This window comes from Mycolicibacterium smegmatis (assembly GCF_001457595.1).
GTDB classification, from domain to species: domain Bacteria; phylum Actinomycetota; class Actinomycetes; order Mycobacteriales; family Mycobacteriaceae; genus Mycobacterium; species Mycobacterium smegmatis.
The window spans coordinates 2,351,344-2,377,536 of record NZ_LN831039.1 but is presented as its reverse complement, the minus strand read 5'-3'; the positions used below and the strand labels follow the sequence as shown (position 1 = coordinate 2,377,536).

Sequence of the window (26,193 nt, the reverse complement as noted above, 5' to 3'; positions counted from 1 at the left end):
CCCGACGACGCGCATGCATCGGCGCAGTTCAGGCGTCGGCCGACGGCATACTCGGCGCCATCGACCGGCCGCGCGCCGACGACATGAGCGGTATGGATTTTGATGGAGGTGCCCGCTGTGGCAAAGCAACCGGCCGCTGAGAAACGCCAACGGCGCGAACGCGGTTCCATCAATCCCGAAGACATCATCAAGGGCGCTTTCGAACTGGCCGAAAAGGTTTCGATCGACAATCTGAGCATGCCCCTGCTGGGCAAGCATCTCGGCGTCGGCGTCACAAGCATCTACTGGTACTTCCGCAAAAAGGATGATCTGCTCAACGCGATGACCGATCGCGCGCTGCGCGAATTCGTCGTCGCCACCCCCTACGTGGAGGCCAAGGACTGGCGCGAATCGCTGGCCAACCACGCGCGCACCATGCGGAAAGCCTTCATGGGCAACCCCATCCTGTGTGACCTCATCCTGATCCGCTCGGCGCTGAGCCCGCGCGCCGCGCGCGTCGGCGTACAGGAGGTCGAGTCCGCGATCGCCGGACTGGTAGAGGCGGGGCTGTCGGTCGAGGACGCGTTCGACACCTACTCGGCCGTGTCGGTCCACGTCCGCGGATCGGTTGTCCTGCACCGGCTCTACGAGAAAAACCGCGCCAACGACAACGCGCCCGGGGACTTCGAAGAGGCCATGGTGATCGACCCGGAGACCACGCCGCTGCTGGCGCAGGTCACCAGCGAGGGACATCGCATCGGTGCGGCCGACGAGCAGAACTTCGAGTACGGGCTGAAGTGCATCCTCGACCATGCCGCGCGGCTGATCGAGGAGAAGCCGGCCAAGAAGACGCGCCGGAAAGTCACCGCGGGCTGACGATCTGCGGATCTGTGTCCCCGGTCGCGGGCGACATGCTGCCGGGAACACAGAGCCATGTCCGTTAGACCTCGATGACGACCGCGCCGCCCTGCCCGCCGCCGGCACACATCGCGGCGACGCCGATGCCGCCGCCGCGGCGCTGCAGTTCGTAGACCAGGGTCGTGACCATGCGCGCGCCCGACGCCGCGATCGGATGCCCCAGGCTGCAGCCGCTGCCGTTGAAGTTCACCAGTTCCTCGTCGAGGCCGTACTCCTTGCACGCCGCGATCGGCACGGATGCGAACGCCTCGTTGATCTCCCACAGCGCGACGTCCGACGGCTTGAGCCCCGCGCGGTCCAGCACCTTGCCGATCACCCTGACGCCGCCCAGACCGGTGTCGCGCGGCGGGACACCGACGGCGCCCCATGCCCTCACGGTGGCCATGACGTTCAGGCCGTTGGCGGCGGCATACTCGCTGTCGACCACCGCGACGCCCGCCGCGGCGTCGTTGGTACCGCTGCTGTTGCCCGCCGTGATCGAGAAGCCCTCGATTTCGGGATGCAGAACCTTCAGGCCCGCGAGCTTCTCGACGGTCGTGTCGCGGCGGGGGTGCTCGTCGACGCTGAAGTCGATCACCGAACCGTCGAACTGGGTGACCTTGAGCGGCACGATTTCGTCGAGGAACTTGCCCGCGTCGATCGCCGCGATCGCGCGCTGATGCGACCGGGCCGCCCACGCGTCCATCTCCTCACGGCTGATGCCTGCGGCCTGCGCGGTGTTCCAGCCGACCGTGATCGACATGTCCTTGGTCGGCGCGTCCGGTGTCTCGACGTGCGTCGGCGGCATCCAGCGCTCTTCGAACTTCAGCTCTGGCCCGGGAATGCGCCAGTTCACCAGCGGGGTCATCGACAACGACTGCACGCCGCCGGCGATGAGCACACGTTCCATACCCGACCCGATCTGCGCGGCGGCGTTGCCGATCGCGGTGAGGCTGCCCGCGCAGTGCCGGTTGACCGACTGTCCCGGCACGTGCTGCAGACCCGTCGCGTCGGCCGCATAGCGGGCGAGATCGCCTCCGCCGTAATGGGACTCGGCGAAGATGATGTCATCGATGTCGGCCGGGTCGACGCCTGAGCGCCGCACGATCTCCGGCAGCACCGTGGTGATCAGCGTCTCCGGCGGGGTGTTGACCAGAGTTCCTTTGAAGGACCGCCCGATGGCCGTGCGGGCGGCACCGACGATGACGGGTTTGGGCATGATTTTCACCTTTACGATATCGAGTACTGATGTAACGTTAGCAGCTCACGGGCTCACTGTGGTTCCGGCACATGAAAATGCTGGTCACGCAGTCGAAACGCCTCCTTGGTGCCGTGCTGGGCGCGGGTTTTGACGAAGTTGAACTCGCCCGGCGCGAACTGCAGGTTGGTGCCGTACGCGTGGAACAGGTAGCTGGCGACCTCTTCGCCCTGATACGCCTGACTCTGCTCAACCAGTCGGAACGCCTCCTTGGCGATCACGACACCGTCAGCGGGCATCTTTGCCGCCTTCTGCGCCCAGTACCGCGCACGGGCGGCGACCTGCGAACCGTCGCACGTCTCGGTGAAGATGCCGAGGTGCTCGATCGCGCCTGCCTCGATGACGTCGCCGGTGAGCAGCAGCCGGCGCGCCAGCACAGGCCCCAATCGGTGGAAGAACATGTGCAGACTGCCCAGCGCAGGCCCCAGGAAGCGTGTGGCGGGCATGCCGATGCGGGTGTCGCGCGCGATCACCGAGATGTCGGTCATCAGCGCCATCTCGAAACCGCCGCCCAGCGCGAAACCGCTGATCTCCCCCACGGTGACCTTCGGGAAGCCCATGAAGTTGTGGTAGAAGCCGAACGTCTTGCGGTCGACGGTGAGCCTGCGGCGCTGACTGGGCCGCGACTTAGGTTGTTCTTGTTCGGCTTTGCCGTTCTCAGCCTTCGAGCCATACCACCCGTAGGCGTTGTTCATGTCCGCCCCGGTACTGAACACGCCTTCGGCCCCGCGCAGCAGCACCACGGTCAGATCGTCGTCCTCGGCGACGATGTCGAGGTAGCGTGCCAGTTGATCCCGCATCGCGGCGTCATACGAGTTGCGTTGCTTCGGATTGTTGAGCGTGATGGTGGCTATGCGGTGGTCGTCGTCGACCTCGAACAGCACCCTGTCATCAGTCATTCGACATCAACCTCGCTTCAATGATTTGTCGATTCCCACCGCCGGCGCGTTGGGTACGTACTGCGCGGCATCGTCGAACCGTGCTTCTGCCGGTCGATCTCGGCCTGCTGATAGGGCATGGCCTCGGCGGCCCGGTCGCCACGTGCGGCGCACATGCCGGCGCAGATACGCGACATCTGCACCCCGCTTCCGGGCGCTGTTCCGCCGGAGGTCTTTTTTGGCTATCTTGTACAGGATAGTAACCGCATCGCCTACTGTATGAGCAACTGTATGGCTCTGGAAAGGCCTGGTCTGCTGGTGAGCGACGGTTCGGTGACCGTAACCCGCGATGGCGCCGTGCTGCGCATCGTGCTGGATCGACCCTCACGGCGGAACTCGTTGGACCACACCATGGTCAGCGAACTCGTGACAACCCTGACCGCGGCGGCGAGCGACGACTCGCTGCGGGCCGTGTCGCTCAGCGGCGCGGGCGAGCACTTCTGCACCGGCTCGGACTGGGTGGCCACCAACAGTTCGGGCCATCGGCCCCGCACGGGCGATCTGGTTCGGCGCGTCCCGCATGCCGCGCACCGCATCGTCGAACTCGTCGCGACGATCCAACTGCCGGTCGTGTGCACGGTGCGCGGCTGGGCCGTCGGTCTCGGTTGCAACCTCGCCCTGGCGGCCGATTTCACGGTCGCCGACGCCGACGCCACGTTCTGGGAACCGTTCCTGAGCCGCGGGTTCAGCCCGGACTCCGGGGCGACGTGGTTGCTCCCCCGCCTCGCCGGACTGACCCGGGCCAAGCAGATGCTGCTGCTCGGTGAGAAGGTGAGCGGAACCGAGGCCGCCGACTGGGGTCTGATCCACGGCGCGGTACCCGCGGCCGAGCTCGAGACCGCGGCCGAGGATCTCATCGACCGGTTGGCGTCGGGTCCGACGGTCGCGATCGGGCTGGCCAAGCAGGCCATCGCGTTCGGGCAGCACGCCACGTTGATCCAGTCCATGAACCAGGAGCTGTCCAACCTCGAACTGTCCTGCCGCACCCACGATTTCAAGGAGGGCCTGGCGGCGTTCCGCGAGCGGCGTGATCCGGACTTCCAGGGCCGTTAGAAAGGAACCTCCCTTCCATCATGACGACCTACGACACCATCAAGTACGAGGTCAACGGGCACACGGCGACGATCACGCTGAACCGGCCCGAGGCTCTCAACGCGCTGTCGCCGCACATGATCGGCGAACTGCGCGCCGCGTATGCCGAGGCCGAGAGCGATGACGACATCTGGCTGACGGTCGTGACCGGCACGGGCCGCGCGTTCTGCACAGGCGCCGACGTCAAGGAGATCCCCGAGGACGGCAAGGTCATCTACGAGCGGCCGTACCTGTCCACCTATGATCAGTGGGAGGCCCCGCAGGAGGGCACTCCCCCGTTCCGCACCATGGCCAAACCGGTCATCGTGGCGATCAACGGGATCTGCTGCGGCGCGGGACTGGACTGGGTCACCACGGGCGACATCGTCATCGCCTCGGACAAGGCGACGTTCTTCGATCCGCATGTGAGCATCGGCCTGGTCGCCGCGCGCGAGATGGTGCGGTTGGCCAGGGCGCTGCCGCGCTCGGTGGCGCTGCGGATGGCGTTGATGGGTAAGCACGAACGCATGACCGTCGAGCGTGCCTACGAACTCGGACTGATCACCGAGATCGTCGAACACGACAACCTGCTGCAACGCGCCCACGAGATCGCCGACATCGTGAACTCCAATGCGCCGCTGGCGGTCCGGGGAACCCGGTTGGCCATCCACAAGACCCTGGATCTGCCGCTGCACGACGGCGAGATCCTCGCCGAGACGTTCCGCGAGCGTGTGGTGCGCACCGAGGATGCCCTCGAAGGGCCGTTGGCGTTCGTGGAGAAGCGTAAGCCCGTCTGGAAGTGCAGATGACCGAATACGAGACGGTGCTGCTCGACCTGGACCACGAGGTCCGGGTCGCCACCGTGACGCTGAACCGGCCCGAGAGCCTGAACTCGTTCAACCGCACCATGTGCGAGGAGATGCGGCAGATCTGGCACGTGATCAAGGGGGACGAGCAGATCAACGCGGTGGTGCTGCGCGCCGCGGGCGACCGTGCGTTCAGCGCGGGCCTCGACGTCAAGTCCAGGTACGGTCAGCCCGAGATCGTGTGGAACCACGAGGATCCCGGTGAGCTGCTCAGCCCCAAATGGCAGAAGATGTGGAAGCCCGTGGTGTGTGCGGTGCACGGCATGTGCACGGCGGGCGCGCTGTACTTCGTCAACGAGTCCGACGTCGTGATCTGCTCGTCGGACGCCACGTTCTTCGACTCCCATGTCAGCGCGGGACTGGTGTCCGCGCTCGAGCCGGTCGGGTTGATGCGGCGCGTCGGCCTCGGTGACACGTTGCGAATGGCGTTGATGGGCAACGACGAACGCGTGAGCGCGGACACGGCGCTGCGTATCGGTCTGGTGACCGAGGTGGTGCCCCGCGAACAATTGTGGGCGCGTGCGCACCAGATCGCGTCGACCATCGCGACCAAACCCCCGACCGCCACACAGGGCACGGTGAGGGCGATCTGGGAATCGCTGGACCGGCCCTACCGGGCCGCGATGGACCAGGGCCTGATCTACACGCGCCTGGGCAACCCGATCGCGAAGGCCGAACTGGCCGACCGTCCCGTCCCCAAGACACCTCCGCGGATCAGGTGATGGCCCACCCGCTTTCACAGCGCATCGCCGATGTGCTCGATCTCGATCCGGACGCCGGCGCGATCCAGTTCGACGGCCAGTGGTCGTGCTGGGGCCAGATCGCGGCACTGGCCGGGCACATCGAGAAGATCACCGGACCGGCGCGAGTCGGCATCATGCTGCGCAACCACCCGGTTCACGTCGCGGCGCTGCTGGGGGTGCTGGCCGCGGGCGGCACCGTCGTCGTCATCAACCCCGCACGCGGGGACGACCGGACCCGCGCCGACCTCGAGGCGCTGGCGTTGCCGGTCGTGGTGGGCTTGGCCGAGGACCTCGCCCATCTGATGCCTGCGCACAGCCCCCGGACCACGCGGGTCGCCATCGCCGGTCTCGACACCGAACCCGTGGTGACGGCCGCCGAGTCCCCAGCGACGGACGCGGGCGGGCCGGGGGTGGCGGTGTGGATGCTCACCAGCGGCACCACCGGCCCGCCCAAGCGGGTCGACCTCACCTACGACATGCTGGCCCGCAGCGTCATGGGCCGCGAGCCCGAGAAGTGCCCCGCACCAACCGAGTTGCGCCGCGGCGTCGCGATCGTGAACTCACCGCTGGTGCACGTGGGCGGGGTCTTCCGGGTGCTGCTGTGCATCGCCGAGGCCAGACCCTTCGTCCTGCTGCCCAAGTTCGAGCTGCAGCGGTGGGCGGCAGCCGTGCGCGAGCACCGACCGCGCGCGGTGTCCCTGGTGCCCGCGGCCCTGCGCACGGTGCTGCATTCCGACCTCACCCGTGAGGATCTCGCCGGTGTGCGGGTCGTGACCTCGGGAACCGCGCCGTTGTCGGCCGACGACGCCGACGCGTTCACCGAGAAGTTCGGCATCCCGGTGCTGACGTCGTATGCGGCCACCGAATTCGGCGGCGGTGTCGCCGGCTGGACCCTGCCCGACCACGGGAAGTACTGGAAGGACAAGCGCGGCAGTGTCGGACGGGCCAACCCCGGTGCGCAACTGCGGGTGGTCGACGAGAACGGCGCACCACTCGGTCCGGACGAACCGGGCCTGCTGGAGGTGATTCCCGCGCAGATGGGTCCGGGATCACCATGGATGCGCACCACCGACCTCGCGCGGATCGATGCCGACGGGTTCCTCTGGGTCCTGGGGCGCGCCGATCAGGCGATCATCCGTGGCGGGTTCAAGGTCATGCCGGACGACGTCCGCGCGGCGCTGGAGAGTCATCCGGCCGTCCTCGGCGCGTCGGTGATCGGCGTGGCCGACGAGCGTCTGGGCGAAACACCGGTGGCCATGGTGGAATTGCGCGGACCGGCCACCCCGGACGAACTTGCCGGGTATCTGCAGGGCCGGCTGGCGCGCTACGAGATCCCCACCCGGATCACGATCGTCGACGCGATCCCCCGCACCCCCTCCGGCAAGGCCGACCTGCGCGCGGTCCGTGACCATCTCGAATCCGGTGGCTGAGACCCTGGTCGAACTCCTCGAGGGTCTTCGCGACCGCGGAGACCACACACTGCTGGTGTGCGACGACGAGCGACTCACCTACGCAGACGCCGAACATCGGTCCGCGCGGCTCGCCGACGCGTTGATCGCGCTGGGCGCGGGCAAAGGCACCCACGTCGGGGTCCTGTACCCCAACGGCGCTGATTTCGTCGTCGCCATGTTGGCCGTGGCCCGCGTCGGCGCAGTGGTGGTGCCGTTCTCGACGTTCCTCACCGAAGCGGAGTTGCGGGTCCAGTTACTCGACAGCGACGTCTCGATCATGTTGTCGGCGAGGTCGTTCCGCAGTCACGACTACGTGGGGCAGATCTCGCGGGTCCGCGCGGACGCGCCGTGTCTGCGGCACGTCGTATTCGAGATTCCGGCGGCCGGCGATCCGGATCTGCGTCACAACATGCTCGGTTCGACCGAGTCCGGCAGCGTCGTACTGCTGGACCCCGACGACACCGACCAACCCGAACACCGCCGCGGATCATTCGGCCGCCCCGCACCCGGATTCGAGACGAAGGTCCTGGATTCCGGTGAATTGTGTATCCGCGGACCGTATCTCATGCAGGGGTACTACGGGCGCAGTCGTGAGGAGTGCTTCGACACCGACGGCTGGTTTCACACCGGGGATCTGGTGCGTGTCGACGACGACGGATACTTCTACTTCCTCGGCCGGGCCGGCGCCATGATCAAGACCGCGGGCGCCAACGTCACACCTGATGAGGTGCAGAAGGCGCTGCAGCATGTGCTCGAGGGCCGTGACATGCGTGACGTCACGGTTCAGGTTGTCGGCCTACCCGATCAAGAGCGCGGACAGGTGGTGGCCGCGGTGGTCGCGACAGCGGATCCCGCGGCGTTCGACGAAGCCGCCGTGTGCGCTGCGTTGCGCGCCCAACTGTCGTCGTACAAGGTGCCGCGCCGCTTCGCGGTGATCCACTCCGACGAACTGCCGGTGAAATCCAGCGGCAAGATCGACGTCGCCGCCCTGCGTGAGTTGTTCGATGACTGAACATCTCACGGTCGGCGCGCTCATCCGTCACCACGCCGCACACGCACCGGACAAGCCGATGGTGGTCGATCCGAAGGAACGGATCGCCTATCGCGACCTGGACGAGAAGACCCGTGCGATGGCGTCCGGGTTGGTCGCCGCGGGTGTCGGCAAAGGCTCCCGGGTGGGACTGCTCATGCCGAACGGCACCGACTGGGTGCTCACGGCGCTCGCAGTGACACGCATCGGCGCCATCCTGGTGCCGTTGAGCACCATGCTGACACCCACCGAACTCGAGGCCCAACTGCGCACAGCCTCGGTGCAATTCCTGATCACGGTCGACGAGTTCCGCGGGCGCGGCTACCCCGTGGTGCCTGAACGGCTGCCCGCGCTGAGACGGGTGTGGACCGCAGAGCAGGCGTTGACAATGACCGGTGAGCCCGCATGGGCCGATGCCCTCGCCGCCAGGGTGCGGCCGAGTGATCCGATGGTCATCCTGTTCACCTCCGGCAGCAGCGGACCACCGAAAGGCGTTATCCATTCACATGGAAACGCCGTGCGCGCCGTGGCTTCCGGCCTGGCCGCGCGGTGTGTCACCGCCGACACCCGCCTCTATCTGCCGATGCCGTTCTTCTGGGTGGGCGGTTTCGGCGCCGGTATCGTGACGGCGCTGGTGGCGGGCGCGACATTGGTGACCGAACCGATACCGTCACCGCAGTCCACCTTGGACCTGCTGCACCGTGAACGGGTCACGTTGTTCCGCGGCTGGCCGGATCAGGCCGAGGCGCTCGCCCGCCACGCGAGCAGCACCGATTTGTCGGCGCTGCGGCCGGGCAGCCTGGAGGCGCTGCTGCCACACGAGTTGCGCGCACAACCCGGCGCGCGGGCGTCGCTGTTCGGGATGACCGAATCGTTCGGGCCTTATTGCGGATACCCCGCCGACGCCGATATGCCGCGTTCGGCGTGGGGCAGTTGCGGCCGGCCGTTCGACGGTATGGACGTCCGCATCGTCGACACCACCACCGGGACACCGCTTCGGGTCGACGAGGTCGGTGAGATCCAGATCCGCGGTCCGCACATCCTGCGCGGTATCTGCCGACGCGGTCGCGAAGAGGTGTTCACGCGTGACGGGTACTACCCCACCGGCGATCTCGGGCGCTTGGACAGCGACGGGTTCCTCTTCTACCACGGCAGATCCGACGACATGTTCAAGGTCAGCGGCGCGACCGTCTATCCCGGCGAGGTGCAACGCGCACTGCGCGGTATCGCCGGAGTGCGCGCCGCATACGTCGTCAACGTGCCGGACCATCAGCGCAACCGCGTCGGCGCGGTCGTGGTCACCGACGGCATGTCGGCGCGGGACCTGTGCGCCGCGGCCCGTGAGGTCCTGAGCTCCTTCAAGTTGCCGTCGGTGTGGGCGCTGCTCGACGACGAGGCCGCCGTGCCGATCGGGGCCACCGGGAAGGTCGACAACAACGGTCTTCGCGCCATGCTGGCGGAGAGGGGCGAACGATGAAATTCATGCCGTGGGGAACGACATGTCCGTCAACTTCTCCGAGATCTCCCAGATACGTTGAGCCTCATCGTTGTTACGGAGCCGCGAGTAGAGCCTCTGTTCTCCCGGCGGACCACCGAGATGTCCGGGACCACGCGGCCCGTAGAACCCACCGCGCTTCGCATGGGGCGAGGCCGCGGCGTAGAGGGCAGGCAGCTGCGCGGTGTGCACGGTCCCGAAAAGGATGCCACGCGACGACAGCGTACGGATCAGGCGCAGTTTCCAGTCGTCCTGTGCGCGTCCGGTGTCCGGGCGGGCCGCAAGCAGGTTGGTCGGCGCCAGACCCGGATGGGACAGATTGCTCGTGATGCCCCACCCGTGGGCGTGACTGCGCCGGTCCAGTTCCAGGCCGAAGAGCCCGAACGCGATCTTCGACTGGCTGTACGCCTTTGCGCCGTCGTACGAACGCTCCCAGTTCAAATCGTCCCAGTTGATGGCGTGCTGATTCGCCGCGACGCTGACCTGTGAGGTCACCCGCGCTCCACCGGCACGCAGCAGGGGCAGCAGATGCGCCACGAGGGCGAAGTGGCCGAGGTGGTTGGTGCCGAACTGCGACTCGAACCCGTCGGTGGTCGTCCGCCGCTCGGGCGGCGTCATGACACCGGCGTTGTTGATGAGCAGATGGATGGGCTGTGCCTCCTCGAGAAGGCTCTTGCCGAGGGCCGCAACGGAGGCCAGGGACGACAGGTCGAGCTCACGCAGCGACACTTTCGCCGCGGCGTTCGTCTGACGGACAGCCGCGATGGCCGCCTTTCCCTTGGTCTCGTTGCGTACGGGCAGGATCACGTCAGCGCCCGCCGCGGCGAGCCGCGCGGCGATCCCGAGTCCGATGCCGTCGCTGGCACCGGTGACCACGGCGCGTCTGCCGGACAGATCAGGAAGCGTGACGTCGATGGGTTTACGTGGCATGTGTGCTCCTCGGTGGTCTCACTGTCTCCACCCTCGTGCATGGCCGGCGAATGATTCAGTGCCCGGCGATCCACTGACTGCCGATCACAGGAAACTCGCGAAGGGTGGATCGGCAGTCTGTGGATAGGCGGGGGCCCGGGCGGTAGAAAGGGTCTCGTAAGGAGGTCCACACGGTGATAGATCGGACCGGTCTCGCAGAATTCCTCCGGCACCGCAGAGAGTCGTTGCAGCCCGAGGACGTCGGTCTGCCACGCGGTCGACGTCGCAGGACCAACGGCCTACGTCGCGAAGAAGTTGCCGCCCTGTGCCACATGTCGACCGACTACTACTCACGCCTGGAGCGCGGGCACGGCCCCAAGCCGTCGGAGCAGATGATCGCGTCCATGGCGCAGGGACTGCATCTTTCCCTCGACGAGCGCGATCATCTGTTCCGGCTGGCCGGATGCTCACCACCCGCCCGTGGCACCGACAGCGAACACATCAGCCCCGGGATGTTACGGATCTTCGACCGTCTCGACGACACGCCCGCGGAGATCGTCACCGAACTCGGCGAGACTCTGCGGCAGACGCCCCTGTCGGTGGCACTGACCGGTGACCTGACCGTTCACACGGGTCCGGCTCGCAGCATCGGCTACCGGTGGTTCACCGACGAGGCCACGCGCCGTCTCTATGCCCCCGAAGAGCACGACTTCCTGACACGGATGTTCGTGTCGAACCTGCGTGCCCTGGTGGCGTTGCGTGGTGCCGGGTCCCGCGCCGCGCACTACGCAGATCTGCTGCTGTCCGAGAGCGACGAATTCCGGCGGGTCTGGGACGACCACGAGATCGGCCTGCGTCCCCGCGAGGTGAAGCATTTCGTCCATCCCGAGCTGGGCACGCTGGAATTGCACTGCCAGACCCTGCTCGATCCCGAGCAGTCCCACCTCCTGCTCGTGTACACCGCCGTCCCGGGTAGCGAGAGCCGCGAGAAACTGCAGTTGCTGTCCGTCATCGGCGCACAGGCCCTGCGCTGATCCACACGCGCCTGATCAGATGATGGCGTCGGCACGCAGCCGCTCGATCTCGGCTGCGCTGTAGCCGATCTCGGCGAGCACCTCGTCGGTGTGCTCGCCGAGCAGCGGTGCGCGGCGGCGGATGCTGCCGGGTGTCGCCGACATGCGGAACGGGGTGTCGACGATCGGCACATCCCGCGGCGCACCGGGGAACGGCACGCGCTGCAGATACCCCATGGCCGCGATATGCGGATCGTCGAGCACATCCTGCGTCGAATACAGCGGCGCGGAGGGCATTTTCGCCTTCTCCAGCAGCTCCAGCACCTGCGCCTTGGTCTTGTCGGCGCACCACCTCGCCATGATGTCGTTGAGCACGTCACCGTTCTGCCACCGCAGATCGTCGTCGGCGAAGCGCGGATCGTCGAAGAGTTCCTCGCGGCCCACCAGGCGGCACCAGCGCTTGAACATGGGTTGGCCGGCGACCTGCAGCAGCACCCACTCGCCGTTGGCCGTGCGGTACAGGTCGCACGGTGCGACCGAGGCACCCTTGTTGCCCATGCGGGGTTTGTCGATCCGCAGCAGTTCCCGCTCGATCAGGAACGCATTCGACAGCATCAGCGCCGTCGGCAGCAGTGCGCCCTCCACATGCTGCCCTTCGCCGGTACGGTCACGGTGGTAGAGCGCCATCATGACACCGATCGTCAGCGTCAGCGCGGTGCCGAAGTCGGCGTAGGGCACCACGGTTCGGATCGGCTGATCGGGCAGGCCCTGGCGGTACACCGCACCCGACATCATCTGTCCGGCACCGTCGAAACCGATGCGGTCGCTGTAGGGCCCACCCTCGCCGTAGGCCGTCGCGCTGGCGAGGATGATATCGGGCTTGACGGCCTTGAGCGTGTGGTAGTCCAGGCCACTGGCGCGCATGCCCGCGGCAGGCATGTTGACGATGACGACGTCGGCGCGCTCGACCAGACGCCGCGTGATCTCCGCGCCCGCCTCGGTGGTCGAATCCAGTGTCAGGGAACGCTTGTTGCGGTTGCACTGCAGGAACGTGCCGCCTTCACCGCCTTCGGTGACGCCCTGGACCCACCGGTCCTCGCCGCCTTCGCGCTTCTCCACGCGCAGCACGTCGGCGCCCATGTCGGCCAGGATCGCGCTGCACCATGGCGCCGCGATGAACCGGCCGTAGTCCAGTACCCGTATTCCGTCGAGAACACCTGGCATGGTTCACCTTTTCTCTGGCGAGGAAGTGTCACACCCGCGGGCCCTTACTCCAGGACACCGAGCCGGGCTAGATGGTCGATCAGGGGTTTGGAGGCCGCACACAGGTGATCGGCCATGGCGGCGCGCGCGAGTTCACCGTCGTGTCTGCCGAGCGCATCGAGGATCCGGCGGTGGTCGTGCGTGGACTGTTCGGGCCAGCCCTCCACCGTCGGATACACCGATTCCAGTGCGTAGCGGGTGATCTGGGACATCAGCTGCGCGAGCTTGGGTGACTCGGCAGCGCGGTTGACCCCGCGGTGGAACGCGTGGTTGAGACGCACCGCCGCCTCGTGGTCGTCGCGCGCGTAGGCCTGCTCCAGCTCGTCCTGGATCCGGCCGAGCTCCTCGAGCTGGGCATCGGTGATCTGCCCGGCCGCGCGTGCGGCCAACTGTCCGCCGATGTGCGCCTGCACCCCGGCCACGTCGTCGATGTCGCGTCGCGTCACCGGCAACACGATGAAGCCGCGCCGGGGCTGCTGTGCCAGCAGTCCCTCGGTGCGCAGCCCGAACAGCGCCTCGCGCACCGGCGTGACGCTGATGCCCAGTTCGGCCGCGAGCTGGTCGAGCCGAATGTACTTGCCCGCCGGGTACGTGCCGTCGAAGATCCGCCGGCGGATGAGTCGCGCCACGTCCTCGGCGAGTTGCGGGCGCGCGGCGAAATCCGGGACGGTCACGGCTCAGACCTTGTAGTCCGCGAGCAGCCGCTTGCTGATGATGTTCTTCTGGATCTCACTGGTCCCCTCGCCGATGAGCAGGAACGGCGCATCCCGCATCAACCGTTCGATCTCGTACTCCTTGGAGTAGCCGTAACCGCCGTGGATCCGGAAGGCCTGCTGCGTGACCTCCGAACAGAACTCGCTGGCAAGGTATTTCGCCATGCCGGCCGCGACGTCGTTGCGCTCACCCGAGTCCTTGAGCCGTGCGGCGTTGACCATCATCAGATGGGCGGCCTCCACCTTGGTGGCCATCTCGGCCAGTTGGAACGCCACGGCCTGGTGCTCGGCGATCGGCTTGCCGAAGGTCTCGCGCTGCTGCGCGTAGCGCACCGCGAGTTCGAACGCCCGCAGCCCGACACCGCACGCGCGCGCCGAGACGTTGACCCGGCCCACCTCGACGCCGTCCATCATCTGGAAGAAGCCCTGCCCGGGCGTGCCGCCGAGAATGTCGGCGGCATCAGCGCGGTAGCCGTCGAAGATGAGCTCGGTGGTGTCGATGCCCTTGTAGCCGAGCTTGTCGAGCTTGCCCGGGATGGTCAGGCCCGGCAGCACTTCGCCGAAGCCCTCGGGCTTCTCTATGAGGAACGCCGTGAGGTTGCGGTGTGGTTTGTCGGCACCCTCGTCGGTGCGCACCAGGGCGGCCACCAGGGTGGAACTGCCGCCGTTGGTCAGCCACATCTTCTGGCCGTCGATGGTGTACGTGCCGTCGTCGTTGTTGCGGGCGCGGGTGCGGATCGCCGCGACATCCGAACCCAGTTCGGGCTCCGACATCGAGAACGCGCCGCGCGTCTCGCCGGTGGCCATGCGCGGCAGGAACTTCCGCTTCTGTTCGTCGGTGCCGTGCTGGCGGATCATGTACGCGACGATGAAGTGCGTGTTGATCACGCCCGACACGCTCATCCAGCCGCGTGCGAGTTCCTCCACGCACAGCGCGTAGGTGAGCAGCGATTCGCCGAGGCCGCCGTACTCCTCGGGGATCATCAACCCGAACAGGCCCATCTGTTTCATCTGGTCGACGATGGCCTGCGGGTAGGTGTCGGAATGTTCGAGTTCCTGTGCGGCCGGGATGATCTCCTTGTCGACGAGCTGCCGCACCGTCGAGATGATCTCGGTCTGGAATTCGGTGAGCCCCAGTGTCTGGGCCAGTTTGGTCATCGTCGCCCTATCCCTCTTGCACCCGTTCGAACACGGCGGCCAGACCCTGACCGCCACCGATGCACATGGTCTCCAGCCCGTAACGGGCCTCGCGCCGGTGGAGTTCACGCGCGAGCGTCGCGAGCATCCGGCCGCCGGTCGCTCCCACCGGGTGGCCCAGCGAGATACCCGAACCGCGGACATTGGTGCGCTCGTGGTCGGCCTCGCCGAACTTCCACTCGCGCATCACTGCGAGCGCCTGCGCGGCGAACGCCTCGTTGAGTTCGATCAGATCGATATCAGCCAGAGTCAGGCCGGCCTTGGCCAGCGCCACCTCGGTGGCCGGGACCGGCCCGATGCCCATGAGGTCGGGCGCCACACCGGCCGAACCCCATGACACCAACCGCACCAGCGGCTTGAGCCCCAGTTCGGCGGCCTTCTCCGGGGTGGTGACGATGCACATCGAGGCCGCGTCGTTCTGGCCGCTGGAATTACCCGCGGTCACCGTCGCCTCCGGATCCTGCTTGAGCAGAACCGGTTTGAGCTTGGCGAGAGCCTCGACCGTGGTGTCGGCGCGCGGATGCTCGTCGACGCTGATGGTCTCTTCGCCGTCGCGAGTGCGCACGGGGACGGGGATGATCTCCTCGGCCAGCACGCCCTCGGACTGCGCGGCGACCGCGCGCTGATGCGAACGCACCGCGAGTTCGTCCTGCTCGGTACGGCTGATGTGGTACTCGCGGCGCAGGTTCTCGGCGGTTTCGAGCATGCCGCCGGGCACCGGATGGAACTTGCCGCCCGCGGTGGTCCGTCCGCGTGCGAGGCCGTCGTGGATCTGCACACCCGTACGTGCTCCGCCCCACCGCATGTCGGTGGAGTAGAACGCGACGTTGCTCATGCTCTCGGCCCCGCCTGCGACCACGAGATCGTGATCGCCGCTGCGCACCTGCAGGCACGCCTGGATGACGGCCTGCAGACCGGAACCGCACCGGCGGTCGACCTGCATACCGGGCACCGTGATCGGCAAGCCGGCGTCGAGTGCGACGACGCGGCCGATCGCGGGCGCCTCGCTGTTGGGGTAGCAGTGCCCGAGGATGACGTCTTCCACCTGATCGGCTGCGATACCGGTGCGCTCCAGAAGACCTTTCAGCGCGGTCACCCCGAGGTCGACCGCGGTGAGAGACCGGAACATGCCGCCGTAACGGCCGATCGGGGTCCGGACGGGTTCACAGATGACGGCGTCGCGCATGCTCATACGTGCCGACCGCCGGTGACCTCGAGCACGGTGCCGGTCATGTACGACGACAGATCGCTCGCGAGGAACAGCGCCACCTTGGCCACCTCGTCGGGTTCACCGGCACGCCCCATCGGGATCTCGGCGAGCTTCTCGTCCCAGATGCGTTGCGGCATGGCCTCGGTCATGGCCGAACGGATGAGCCCGGGCTGGATCGCGTTCACCCGCACCCCGAGGTACGCGAGTTCCTTGGCCGCGGCCTTGGTCATGCCGACGATGCCGGCCTTGGCCGCCGAGTAGTTGGTCTGTCCGATCAGTCCGACCTTGCCGGAGATCGAGGACATGTTCACGATCGCGCCGCGCTTGTTCTCCCGCATGATCGCCGCGGCCGCCTTGGTGCCGTTCCACGTGCCCTTCAGATGGACCGCGATGACCTGGTCGAACTGCTCCTCGGTCATCTTGCGCAATGTCGCATCACGTGTGATGCCCGCGTTGTTGACCATGATGTCCAGACCGCCGAACCGCTCGACCGCGGCTTGCACCAAAGCGTCGACGTCGGCCGACGACGTCACGTCGCAGCGCACGGCCGCGGCCACCTCGGATCCGCCGAGCTCCTCCACCGCGGCCTCGGTGGCCTCGGAGTTGAGGTCGCCCAGCACCACGCGGGCGCCTTCGGAGATGAAGCGCTTCGCGATGGCGAGACCGAGCCCCTGGGCTCCGCCCGTGACCACCGCAGTCTGTCCGGTCAGCAATGACACTCGATCACCTGTCCTCTTCGTCGACGCTTGGGGCACCGCCCGGGCTCGATCATATTTCATATACGATATCTGGAACTCGCTACCCCTATGGCAAGAGGCAAAGGAGTCTTTGTGACCGGAACGGTGACCGACGGCCAGTCCGCAGCCGAAGTGGGCGACGAGGATTTCGAGGAGATCCTGGCGCAGGCCCGCAGCTTCATCCGAAATGCCGTGGTGCCCCGGGAGAACGAGATCCTCGCCACCGACAAGGTGCCCGACGACATCCGCGAGCAGGCCAAGAACATGGGCCTGTTCGGCTACGCGATCCCCCAGCAGTGGGGCGGTCTGGGCCTCAACCTGGCCCAGGATGTCGAACTGGCAATGGAATTCGGCTACACGTCACTGGCACTACGGTCGATGTTCGGCACCAACAACGGAATCGCCGGTCAGGTGCTGGTCGGATTCGGCACCGACGAGCAGAAGCAGCAGTGGCTCGAGGGCATCGCGTCGGGCGAGGTCGTGGCCTCTTTCGCACTCACCGAACCCGGTGCGGGTTCCAATCCGGCGGGCTTGCGCACCAAGGCCGTTCGTGACGGTTCGGATTGGGTGATCAACGGCCAGAAGCGTTTCATCACCAACGCACCGACGGCCGGGCTGTTCGTCGTGTTCGCCCGCACCCGCCCGGCCGACGCCGATGGCGCCGGTATCGCGGTGTTCCTGGTGCCCGCCGACACTCCCGGCGTGGAAGTCGGGCCCAAGGACGCCAAGATGGGCCAGGAAGGCGCGTGGACCGCAGACGTCAACTTCACCGACGTCCGCGTCCCGGCAGCGGCACTCGTCGGCGGCAGCGAGGACGTCGGCTACCGCGCCGCGATGACGTCACTGGCCCGTGGCCGCGTCCACATCGCCGCACTCGCCGTCGGCACCGCGCAACGCGCGCTCGACGAATCGGTCGCCTATGCCGCCACCGCGACGCAGGGCGGCCAGCCGATCGGCAATTTCCAGTTGGTGCAGGCCATGATCGCCGACCAGCAGACCGGCGTCATGGCGGGCCGCGCACTGGTGCGCGACGCCGCGCAGAAGTGGGTGACCGGTGAGGACCGGCGCATCGCCCCGTCGGCGGCGAAGCTGTACTGCACCGAAATGGCAGGCACCGTCGCCGATCTCGCCGTCCAGATCCACGGCGGTACAGGGTATATGCGCGAAGTTCCGGTCGAACGCATTTATCGTGAGGTCCGGTTGCTGCGCCTGTACGAGGGCACGAGCGAGATTCAGCGCCTGATCATCGGCGGCGGCCTGGTGAAGGCCGCGCAGCGTCAACTCTGACATCGAAGCCGACGACAACCCCACCGACACAGAGGAGATCCGATGGCCGAGCGGCTGACCGGACGGGTCGCGTTCATCACCGGGGCCGCCCGCGGTCAGGGCCGCGCGCATGCGGTCCGCATGGCCAAGGAGGGCGCCGACATCATCGCGGTCGACATCGCCGGGCCTTTGCCACCCAGCGTGCCCTACGATTCGGCGACGCCGGAGGATCTCGCCGAGACCACCCGCCTGGTCGAGGCCACGGGTCGGCGAATCCTGGCCGCCAGGGCCGACACTCGCGACCTGGAGGCACTGCGCGACGTCGTCGGCAAGGGTGTCGCCGAGTTCGGCAGGCTCGACGTCATCGTCGCCAACGCGGGTATCACCGTCCCGGAACCGTGGAACGAGACCACGCCCGAGTCGTTCCGCGACGTCATGGACATCAACGTCACCGGCACCTGGAACACCGTGATGGCCGGCGCCCAACACATCATCGACGGGGGCCGCGGCGGTTCGATCATCCTGATCAGCTCCGCGGCGGGCATCAAGATGCAGCCGTTCATGGTGCACTACACCGCGAGCAAGCATGCTGTCGCAGGCATGGCCCGCGCGTTCGCCGCCGAGCTGGGCAAGCACCGGATCCGGGTCAACAGCCTGCATCCAGGTGCCGTCAACACCCCGATGGGTACCGGCGACATGCTGGCCGCCCTCACGCGCGCCAACGACACCAATCCGGGCCTGATGCAGATGGTCACGCCGTTCCTGCCGGACTACATCGCCGAACCCGAGGACATCGCCGACGCCGCCGTGTGGCTGGCGAGCGACGAATCGCGCTTCGTCACCGCGAGCCGGGTGGCTGTCGACCTGGGTTCGACGCAGTTCTGATACCGCGAGCAGACACATAACTGCGCGAAAACGCGGGATTTCGCGCAGTTTCACGTCTGCTCGCGCAGAAGAATTCAGCGCAGGGACAGCGTGCGGCGCAGGAACGCGATCTGATCGGTGACCGCGGTGTCGAACCAGTCGTGGCCGGGCCACACGTCGAAGTGGTCACACGCGTAGTGGTGCACCTGGGCGCGGGCCTGCACGGCGGTCTTGGCGACGGAGTCGGCCGGGACGAAGCGGTCGAAGTCCGCGATCTGCACCAGCACCGGACATTTGAGGGCCTTGGCGGCCGCGGCCGTGCGGACGCGCGCCAACTCCATGCCCACACCCGCGTCGACCTCGTTGCGCCACGTAGGTCCGGCGATGGAGAGGTAACTCTCGTAGGCGCCGTCGAGCGCGAGCGCTCCGGGCTCCCCCGGTTTGGCGGTCAGCGGCATCATGGTCGGCGCGCCACCCACGGCCGCCGCGACGCGGCTCTTCACCCCTTTGAGCGTCCAGCGCAGTGCCGTGGCGACGTCGCGCTGGGTCACGGCGGCACGGCTGGCCGCCAGCCCGCTGGTCAGTGGGGTCATGGCGATCACGGCCGCCACGTCGGTGTTGCGCGCGGCGGCCCGTAGAACGTGGCTGCCCGAGAACGACGAGCCCCACAGCACCACCTTGCGCGGGTCCACACCGGGCATGGCCTGCGCCGCACGGATCGCCGCGTCGTAGTCGGCGAGCTGGCGTTCCACCGAGATGCTCTGCCGGGGTTCACCTTCGGAGGCGCCGAAGCCCCGGTAGTCGAACGCCACCGCGTCGAGGCCTGCCGCGCTGAACCGCTCGGCGAACGGCTGCAGGCCGGAATCCTTGGTGCCGCCGAAACCGTGGGCCATGACGACGACCGGATTGCCTGAACCACCACTGCCCGCCGGGAAATGCCAGGCGCTGCAGCGCTGCCCGCCGGAATGGAACGTGAACTCGGTGTAGGTCATGCCACGCTCCCGACGATCGCCGTACGCGTGCCCGCGGCGCGGCGTTCGGCGCGCTTCGCCCCGGCGGGCATTTCGCGGGCCCGGATGTCGTGTTCGTAGTAGAAGTAGTCGACCTGCTGGGTGTGCCGGGGACGGTCGGTGCAGTGTCCGGCGTGCAACCGCTGATCGGCGTCGATGACGCGTTCCATCTCGTCGGTCGACGGCAGCGCATAGCGCCCCACGGCGTAGGCCGCGAGCAGGCGGGACTGGCATTCCACGAACGGGAACAGCGTGGGGATGGCCTGGGCGAACCCGATGAACACCAGATCGTCGATGCCCGGCTTGAACATGCGCTTGTAGAGCCGGATCTGGTTGTCGGGTGCGCTGATGAAATCCCGATCGAAGAACGGGAACGTGATGTTGTAGCCGGTCGCGTAGATGATGACGTCGAAGACGTCGCTGGTGCCGTCCTCGAACAGCACGGTGTCGCCGGACAGGCGTGCCACGTTGGGTTTCGGGGTGACGTCGCCCGAGCCGAGTCGCAGCGGCAGTTCCACCGACTGGGTCGGGTGTGCCTCGAACAGCTTGTGGTTCGGCGCCGGCAGCCCATACGCCGTCGGGTCGGTGCCGAGCATCGGCGCGATCATCTGGACGGCCTTGCGCTGCCACGACAGCGGCAGGTACGGCGTGGTGCGGAAGAACTTGTCCCCCGGTTGGCCGGCAAGGTATTTCGGCACGATCCACGCGCTGGACCGGGTCGACAGGGTGACCTGGTTCTGCAGTGTGCGCGACGAGAGTTCGACGGTGATGTCGGCGGCGCTGTTGCCGATGCCCACGACGAGGATGCGCTTTCCCGTGAGATCCAGTGGGGTCCTCGGGTCGATGTAGTGGTGCGAGTGGATCTGCTCGCCGGTGAATTCGCCAGGGAAGTCCGGCATCCGGGGATCCCAGTGGTGCCCGTTGGCGACCACCAGCAGGTCGAAGTCCCGGCGGGCACTGGCCTGGTCCTCGATCACCCAGCCGCCGTGGGCTCCCCGTTCGGCGTGCACGACGCCGTTGCCGAACTCGATGTGGTCGAGCAGTCCGAACGCGTCGGCGTAGGCGTCGAGGTACTCCTTGATCTGGGTGTGGTGCGGGAACGACGGATAGTGCTCGGGCATCGGGAAGTCCTTGAACGACAACCGATGCTTGCTGGTATCGATGTGCAGTGAGCGGTACGCGCTGCTGTGACCGTTGGGGTTGCCGAACGCCCAGTTGCCGCCGATCCGGTCCGAGGTCTCGAAGGTGGTGTACGGGACCCGGTAGTCCTTGAGCATCTTGCCCGCGGTCAGGCCGCTGATGCCTGCTCCGATGATCGCTGTTCGCGGCAACGCTGGTGTCATGGCGCTCCTCTGTGTGATGCAGCACACTAACAGCGCTGACTGACGAACGTCAACGAAATCTGACAGTTGTCAATGTTTGCCGGAAACACGCGAATCCGGCGGCCGCGGCATTGCCGTGGCCACCGGATTTGTATCGGAACGTCAGCCGATGAAGCGGATGATCGACTCGGCGACCGCGGCCGGCTTCTCCGAGCCGTCGATCTCGACGGTCACCGTCATGGTCGCCTGAACCGCGCCGTCGAGCTTGGCCACATCGGAGATCTGCGCCCGCGCGCGCACCTTGGCTCCCACCCGCACCGGCGTGATGAACCGAACCTTGTTGTAGCCGTAGTTGATCGCCATGGTGATGTTGTCGACGCGGTAGAGCTGGTGCGTGAAGTGCGGCAGCAGCGACAGCGTGAGCAGGCCGTGCGCGATGGTGCCGCCGAACGGACCGGTCTTGGCCTTCTCCGGATCGACGTGGATCCACTGGTGGTCCTCGGTGGCGTCGGCGAAGAGGTTCACCCGGTCCTGGGTGACCTCGAGCCAGTCGGTCGGGCCCAGCTCGGTACCCGCCGCCGCGGCCAGCGCGTCAAGATTGTCGAAGACTTTCACCGTCACTCCTCTCGGACGTGGTCAGAAGACCACGGTCTGATTGCCGAACCGGATCACGCGGTCTTCACAGTGCCACAGGACCGCTCGCGACAACACCAGCCGTTCCACGTCGGCGCCGAGGCGAACGAGATCCTCGACGGTGTGCCGGTGATCCACGCGGACCACATCCTGCTCGATGATGGGCCCCTCGTCGAGATCCTCGGTCACGTAATGCGCTGTCGCGCCGACCAGTTTGACGCCGCGCTCCTTGGCGCGCCGGTACGGCGCCGCACCGATGAACGCAGGCAGGAACGAGTGGTGGATGTTGATCAGCGGGCAGCCGACGGCGTCGAGGAACTCCGGGGTGAGGATTTGCATGTAACGCGCCAGCACCACGAGATCGACGTTGCCGCGCAACAACTCGAGCAGGCGCTGCTCGGCTTCCGCGCGGTTCTCCTTGGTCGCCGGGACGTAGATGAACGGCACCCCGAACGCGCGCACCTGCTCGGCCAGATCGGGATGGTTGGCGATCACCATCACCACCGACATGGGCAGTTCGCCGCGCCGGTTGCGCCACAGGAGGTCCAGAAGGCAGTGGTCCTCGCGCGACGCCATGAGGGCCACCCGCTTGGGTTTGGCCGCCTCGGTCAGGGTGAAGTCCATCTCGAACGGACCCGCCACCTGCTCACGGAAAGACCGTTCGAGTTCGTCGCGCACCGCGGTGAGCCCGGGCAGATGGAAGATCGTGCGCTGGATGAACGTGCCGCCGGCCTGCTCGGTGGAGTGCTGATCCAGCGACACGATGTTGGCGCCCGCGGCGGTCAGGAAGCCACTGATCGCCGCCACCAGTCCGGGGCGATCAGCACAACGCAGCAACAACCGGCCCACGTCCTGAGCCGGTAGAGCGTTCGCCTTCGGATACTCCTGCGCCATCACCAGGAGATTGTCACCGGCCGGTTTCCCGGCCGCGACACCGGCCCCATCCGAGCCCTCGATCCGTGCCCCGAGGCCTCGATGCGGGGCCCCGGGAACAGGCCCGGGAGGCCGCTCGTCCGATGTTCGGCGTTCGCCCATGTGAACACCGCACAAGTCCGAACGATTGCCCTGACGGCAAATCTGATCAAACTTGCGCGTGCGTACACGATTCACGAGCGCGTCAATAAAGATATTTGCTATACCCACCTTTCAGCGGTTCAAACACCTTTTTTCCATTGCGAACGAATTTGCCAAATTTGCAGCTACTGGCGAGTAAGTGCGGTATGACGAACTAAATTGCATACCCCGGTTCACGATCTTTCTCGGCTCGCTGGAATTTGAGTGGCAAGCGGCGCGATACTCATGTCGCGTATTCGCGTCCCGACGCAACGTAAGCCCGATTTAGCCGTACCACGCGGGAGGTGCGGCCGACCGTAGAAATGGACACCGACATGACCCTTGCTGGACTCGAAGCCTCCGACCACTCGGACCTCTCGCTTGCCAAGAGCCACAGTTGGTGGGACCCCACCAGCGAATGCACCATCGTGGTCGCCGACCCGGGAGCCGAACGGGAACTGTGGCACGAATACGTCCGGGGCGCCGAGCGCAACTACCGGAAACACGGCGTCGAGTGCGCGCTCGATATGCAGGCCTTGCGCACCGGTACCGACACCGCATTGTTCTGCGCGGGGATCAATGACGCCGGTCGGGTTGTCGGCGGCCTGCGGGCGAAGGGACCGTACCGAAACGCCGACGAAAGCCATGCGATTGTCGAATGGAGTGGTCAACCCGGCCTCGACGCCGTCCGCAAAATGGTGAGCGACCGCATCCCGTTCGGTGTGGTCGAGATGAAGACCGCCTGGGTCAGCGACGACCCGGAGCAGAGCCGTGCGCTCACCGACACGCTGGCGAGGATGCCGCTACATTCCATGACGTTGCTCAACATTCAGTTCGCGATGGCCACGGCGGCAGCCTACGTCCTCAAGCGGTGGTTGTCCTCCGGAGGCGTGCTCGCCACCAAGATCCCGGCGACGCCGTACCCCGATGCGCGGTACCAGACCAAGATGATGTGGTGGGATCGGAGTACATTTGCCAATCACGCTGATCCGAAGCAGCTTTCGGCCTACTTCGCCGAGTCGCAGCGGATCACACCCCGGCTTGGCGTGGCCGACGACACCGATTCCACTACTGCGGCGGGGCAATGATCTCAGACGACCACCGATTCAACCTCTCTCCCACCGGCTCTCCCGCTGACGACGACTCCGCCTGTACTGCCGTCATCATCGACCCGGACACCGACGCCGGACGCGACGCGCTCGCGCAGCTGCGTGCCGACGCCCGGATCACGGTGATCGACGACTGTCGACAACAACAGGAAGCCCTGCGCAGCCTGGTTCCGGCGGTGGAACCGGACCTGCTCGCCGAACCGACGACCTGGGCGTACTACCCGTGGCGGCGCTGTGTGGTGCACCTGGTCGGCCCGCGCGCGTTCCACCGGCTGCGGCTCGACCGCAACCGCAACCTCATCAGCGCCGACGAGCAGCAGCGTCTGTCAGATCTGCGGATCGGGGTGATCGGCCTGAGCGTGGGCCACGCGATCGCCCACAACCTCGCGGTCGAGGGGCTGTGCGGAGAGTTGCGGCTGACCGATTTCGACGAGATCGAGCTGCCTAACCTGAATCGGGTACCGGGCACGGTGTTCGATCTCGGGGTCAACAAGGCGGTGGTCGCCGCACGCAGGATCGCCGAGATCGATCCGTACCTGCGCGTGCGGGTCGATCTCGGCGGTGCGCAACCGGAATCACTCGGTGAGTTCCTCGACGGTCTGGACGTCGTCGTCGAGGAATGCGACTCTCTCGACGCGAAAGTGCTCGTCCGCGAGGCTGCGCGGGCGCGCAAGCTTCCGGTGCTGATGGCCACCTCCGACCGCGGCCTGCTCGACGTGGAACGCTTCGACCTCGATCCCGGTCGTCCCATCCTGCACGGCCTGGTCGGTGACATCGACGCGGCGCGGCTGGCGGGTCTGTCGAGCAAGGACAAGGTGCCCCATGTCCTGCGCATCCTCGACGCCCCCCAGTTGTCCGCCCGGATGGCCGCGTCCCTCGTCGAGGTCGGCAAGACCCTCACCACCTGGCCGCAACTGGCGTCCGAGGTCGTCCTCGGCGCGACCGTCGTCGCCGACGCCGTCCGGCGCATCGGCCTCGGCGAACCGTTGGCGTCGGGCCGGGTGCGCATCGACATCGGCAGCACACTCGACGGCATCGACGACCCACTCGACACACCGCCGCGGCCCGCGCCGGTGCTGCACGAACAATCGCAGGCCGCCCCCGCCGACGTGCCCGGCATCATCGCGCACGCCACCTCTCGCGCCCCCTCGGGCGGCAACGTCCAGCCCTGGGACATCAAGGTCGACCGTGACCGGGTCAGCCTGCGGCTGCTGACGCAATACACCTCGGCGATGGATGTCGGCTACCGCGGCAGCGCCGTGGCGCTCGGCGCGGCCGCCTTCAACGCCCGCGTCGCGGCCGCCGCGCACGGGCTGAGGACTCGCGTCGAGTGGTCCCGCGGCGACGAGGGCACGCCGCTGTTCGCGACACTGCCGTTGACCCCCGGCTCGGATCCCGAGTCGGCCGCACTCTACGAGCCCATGCTGCAGCGCGAGACCAACCGGTTGCGCGGCGACGCCGAACCTATCCCGGCCGACGTCTTGCAGGCACTACACACCGCGGCACAGCGCGAAGGCGCCCGCCTGACGGTACTGAGCGATCGTTCCGAAATGGACTCCGCGGCAAGGATTCTCGCCGAAACCGATCGCATCCGGTATTTGACGCCCACGCTGCACCGCCAGATGATCTCGGAGCTGCGCTGGCCAGGAGACCCCGACCCCGACACCGGGATCGACATCACCACGCTCGGTCTCGACGAGACCGACATCGTGGTCCTCGACATCCTGCGTCGCCCCGAGGTGATGGACAAGCTCGCCGATTGGGGCAGCGGATCGGCACTGGGTGACGACACCTACGAGCGCGTGACGTCCAGCTCGGCGCTCGCGGTCGTCTCCATCCGGGGTCGCAGGCTCACCGACTACGCACAGGCGGGCAGCGCGGTCGAAGCCGTGTGGGTCGCCGCGCAGCAGCACGGTGTCTCTGTGCAGCCGGTGTCGCCGGTGTTCCTGTACGCACACAACGACGGCGAACTGCAGGAACTCTCGGCGGGCCACGCGATGAGACTGCGGGACCTGCAGTACGCTTTTCGCCAGGTGACGACGACCGATCGCGACGAATCGCAGGCGTTGGTGCTCAGATTCTTCTTCGCGCCACGCCCGTCGATACGGAGCCGGCGCCGAGCCCTCCAGGGGGTCAGGACGTCGTAACAGGGCTGAGCTCAAGTGG

The 26,193-nt window shown here is 67.0% G+C and carries 24 protein-coding genes; 12 read left to right on the top strand and 12 right to left on the bottom strand.

Going from position 1 to position 26,193, the window contains the following annotated elements; translation table 11 throughout:
• Nucleotides 1–102: 102 nt before the first annotated feature.
• Nucleotides 103–855, top strand: a complete 753-nt coding sequence (locus tag AT701_RS11290; RefSeq protein WP_174519581.1) for a TetR/AcrR family transcriptional regulator — start codon at nucleotides 103–105, stop codon at nucleotides 853–855.
• Between the two features lie 64 nt (nucleotides 856–919).
• Here the strand turns inward: AT701_RS11290 and AT701_RS11285 are convergent, their stop codons facing one another.
• Both AT701_RS11285 and AT701_RS11280 read right to left on the bottom strand, forming a co-directional pair.
• Complete coding sequence (locus AT701_RS11285) at nucleotides 920–2,095, bottom strand: thiolase family protein (protein WP_014877339.1); 1,176 nt, start codon at nucleotides 2,093–2,095, stop codon at nucleotides 920–922.
• 53 nt (nucleotides 2,096–2,148) lie between these two features.
• Nucleotides 2,149–3,033, bottom strand: coding sequence for an enoyl-CoA hydratase/isomerase family protein (locus AT701_RS11280; RefSeq protein WP_014877338.1), 885 nt, complete (start codon nucleotides 3,031–3,033; stop codon nucleotides 2,149–2,151).
• A gap of 270 nt (nucleotides 3,034–3,303) precedes the next feature.
• Between AT701_RS11280 and AT701_RS11270 the strand changes: the two genes are divergently transcribed.
• Genes AT701_RS11270 through AT701_RS11245 form a run of 6 tightly spaced genes read left to right on the top strand, consistent with a single transcriptional unit; the run spans nucleotide 3,304 to nucleotide 9,710 of the window.
• Nucleotides 3,304–4,125 (top strand): enoyl-CoA hydratase/isomerase family protein, encoded by an 822-nt coding sequence (locus AT701_RS11270; protein WP_011728230.1) that lies wholly within the window; start codon nucleotides 3,304–3,306, stop codon nucleotides 4,123–4,125.
• Nucleotides 4,126–4,145: 20 nt separating this feature from the next.
• A complete protein-coding gene (locus AT701_RS11265) occupies nucleotides 4,146–4,952 on the top strand; it encodes an enoyl-CoA hydratase/isomerase family protein (RefSeq protein WP_011728229.1) in 807 nt (268 codons plus the stop codon).
• Complete coding sequence (locus AT701_RS11260; protein WP_003893591.1) at nucleotides 4,949–5,731, top strand: enoyl-CoA hydratase/isomerase family protein; 783 nt, start codon at nucleotides 4,949–4,951, stop codon at nucleotides 5,729–5,731. The genes AT701_RS11265 and AT701_RS11260 overlap by 4 nt, the downstream gene beginning before the upstream one ends.
• Complete coding sequence (locus AT701_RS11255; protein ID WP_003893590.1) at nucleotides 5,731–7,182, top strand: AMP-binding protein; 1,452 nt, start codon at nucleotides 5,731–5,733, stop codon at nucleotides 7,180–7,182. Before AT701_RS11260 ends, AT701_RS11255 begins: the two co-directional genes overlap by 1 nt.
• On the top strand, nucleotides 7,175–8,215 hold the full coding sequence (locus AT701_RS11250; RefSeq protein ID WP_081319683.1) for a class I adenylate-forming enzyme family protein: 1,041 nt from the start codon (nucleotides 7,175–7,177) through the stop codon (nucleotides 8,213–8,215). Before AT701_RS11255 ends, AT701_RS11250 begins: the two co-directional genes overlap by 8 nt.
• Entirely contained in the window at nucleotides 8,208–9,710 is a 1,503-nt protein-coding gene (locus AT701_RS11245; protein WP_058125834.1) for a class I adenylate-forming enzyme family protein, read from the top strand. Before AT701_RS11250 ends, AT701_RS11245 begins: the two co-directional genes overlap by 8 nt.
• A 3-nt stretch (nucleotides 9,711–9,713) precedes the next feature.
• Here AT701_RS11245 and AT701_RS11240 read toward each other — a convergent pair whose 3' ends face one another.
• Nucleotides 9,714–10,658, bottom strand: coding sequence for an SDR family oxidoreductase (locus AT701_RS11240; RefSeq protein WP_058125833.1), 945 nt, complete (start codon nucleotides 10,656–10,658; stop codon nucleotides 9,714–9,716).
• A gap of 173 nt (nucleotides 10,659–10,831) precedes the next feature.
• Here AT701_RS11240 and AT701_RS11235 point away from each other — a divergent pair, with 173 nt between their 5' ends.
• Nucleotides 10,832–11,671 carry a helix-turn-helix transcriptional regulator gene (locus AT701_RS11235; RefSeq protein ID WP_011728224.1) on the top strand — a complete coding sequence of 280 codons (840 nt, stop codon included), beginning with the start codon at nucleotides 10,832–10,834 and terminating at the stop codon, nucleotides 11,669–11,671.
• 15 nt (nucleotides 11,672–11,686) lie between these two features.
• On the opposite strand, the gene AT701_RS11230 is transcribed toward AT701_RS11235, so the two are convergent.
• Genes AT701_RS11230 through fabG form a run of 5 tightly spaced genes read right to left on the bottom strand, consistent with a single transcriptional unit; the run spans nucleotide 11,687 to nucleotide 16,812 of the window.
• Entirely contained in the window at nucleotides 11,687–12,874 is a 1,188-nt protein-coding gene (locus AT701_RS11230; protein ID WP_014877334.1) for a CaiB/BaiF CoA transferase family protein, read from the bottom strand.
• Nucleotides 12,875–12,918: 44 nt separating this feature from the next.
• Complete coding sequence (locus AT701_RS11225) at nucleotides 12,919–13,587, bottom strand: GntR family transcriptional regulator (RefSeq protein ID WP_003893583.1); 669 nt, start codon at nucleotides 13,585–13,587, stop codon at nucleotides 12,919–12,921.
• A 3-nt stretch (nucleotides 13,588–13,590) separates the two neighbouring features.
• Nucleotides 13,591–14,784: an acyl-CoA dehydrogenase family protein gene (locus AT701_RS11220; protein ID WP_011728223.1), complete on the bottom strand. Its 1,194-nt coding sequence runs from the start codon at nucleotides 14,782–14,784 to the stop codon at nucleotides 13,591–13,593.
• A gap of 7 nt (nucleotides 14,785–14,791) precedes the next feature.
• The gene (locus AT701_RS11215; RefSeq protein WP_014877333.1) at nucleotides 14,792–16,009 is read right to left on the bottom strand and encodes an acetyl-CoA C-acetyltransferase; all 1,218 of its coding nucleotides are present in this window, start codon (nucleotides 16,007–16,009) and stop codon (nucleotides 14,792–14,794) included.
• Nucleotides 16,010–16,011: 2 nt separating this feature from the next.
• Nucleotides 16,012–16,812 carry a 3-oxoacyl-ACP reductase FabG gene (gene fabG / locus AT701_RS11210; RefSeq protein WP_051065148.1) on the bottom strand — a complete coding sequence of 267 codons (801 nt, stop codon included), beginning with the start codon at nucleotides 16,810–16,812 and terminating at the stop codon, nucleotides 16,012–16,014.
• Between the two features lie 51 nt (nucleotides 16,813–16,863).
• On the opposite strand from fabG, the gene AT701_RS11205 reads away from it, so the two are divergent.
• Nucleotides 16,864–18,057, top strand: a complete 1,194-nt coding sequence (locus AT701_RS11205) for an acyl-CoA dehydrogenase family protein (RefSeq protein ID WP_011728221.1) — start codon at nucleotides 16,864–16,866, stop codon at nucleotides 18,055–18,057.
• A gap of 42 nt (nucleotides 18,058–18,099) precedes the next feature.
• The gene (locus AT701_RS11200; protein ID WP_003893578.1) at nucleotides 18,100–18,921 is read left to right on the top strand and encodes a mycofactocin-coupled SDR family oxidoreductase; all 822 of its coding nucleotides are present in this window, start codon (nucleotides 18,100–18,102) and stop codon (nucleotides 18,919–18,921) included.
• A 74-nt stretch (nucleotides 18,922–18,995) separates the two neighbouring features.
• On the opposite strand, the gene AT701_RS11195 is transcribed toward AT701_RS11200, so the two are convergent.
• From AT701_RS11195 to purU, 4 genes are all read right to left on the bottom strand, one after another.
• Nucleotides 18,996–19,892: an alpha/beta hydrolase gene (locus AT701_RS11195; protein WP_003893577.1), complete on the bottom strand. Its 897-nt coding sequence runs from the start codon at nucleotides 19,890–19,892 to the stop codon at nucleotides 18,996–18,998.
• Nucleotides 19,889–21,253, bottom strand: coding sequence for a flavin-containing monooxygenase (locus AT701_RS11190; RefSeq protein ID WP_011728220.1), 1,365 nt, complete (start codon nucleotides 21,251–21,253; stop codon nucleotides 19,889–19,891). The genes AT701_RS11195 and AT701_RS11190 overlap by 4 nt, the downstream gene beginning before the upstream one ends.
• 141 nt (nucleotides 21,254–21,394) lie before the next feature.
• Complete coding sequence (locus AT701_RS11185) at nucleotides 21,395–21,847, bottom strand: MaoC family dehydratase (RefSeq protein ID WP_003893575.1); 453 nt, start codon at nucleotides 21,845–21,847, stop codon at nucleotides 21,395–21,397.
• A 21-nt stretch (nucleotides 21,848–21,868) separates the two neighbouring features.
• Nucleotides 21,869–22,759, bottom strand: a complete 891-nt coding sequence (gene purU / locus AT701_RS11180) for a formyltetrahydrofolate deformylase (RefSeq protein ID WP_003893574.1) — start codon at nucleotides 22,757–22,759, stop codon at nucleotides 21,869–21,871.
• A gap of 482 nt (nucleotides 22,760–23,241) precedes the next feature.
• Between purU and AT701_RS11175 the strand changes: the two genes are divergently transcribed.
• Nucleotides 23,242–24,006 carry a hypothetical protein gene (locus AT701_RS11175; protein ID WP_003893573.1) on the top strand — a complete coding sequence of 255 codons (765 nt, stop codon included), beginning with the start codon at nucleotides 23,242–23,244 and terminating at the stop codon, nucleotides 24,004–24,006.
• Nucleotides 24,003–26,174, top strand: coding sequence for an Rv1355c family protein (locus tag AT701_RS11170; protein ID WP_011728218.1), 2,172 nt, complete (start codon nucleotides 24,003–24,005; stop codon nucleotides 26,172–26,174). The genes AT701_RS11175 and AT701_RS11170 overlap by 4 nt, the downstream gene beginning before the upstream one ends.
• Nucleotides 26,175–26,193 lie beyond the last annotated feature (19 nt).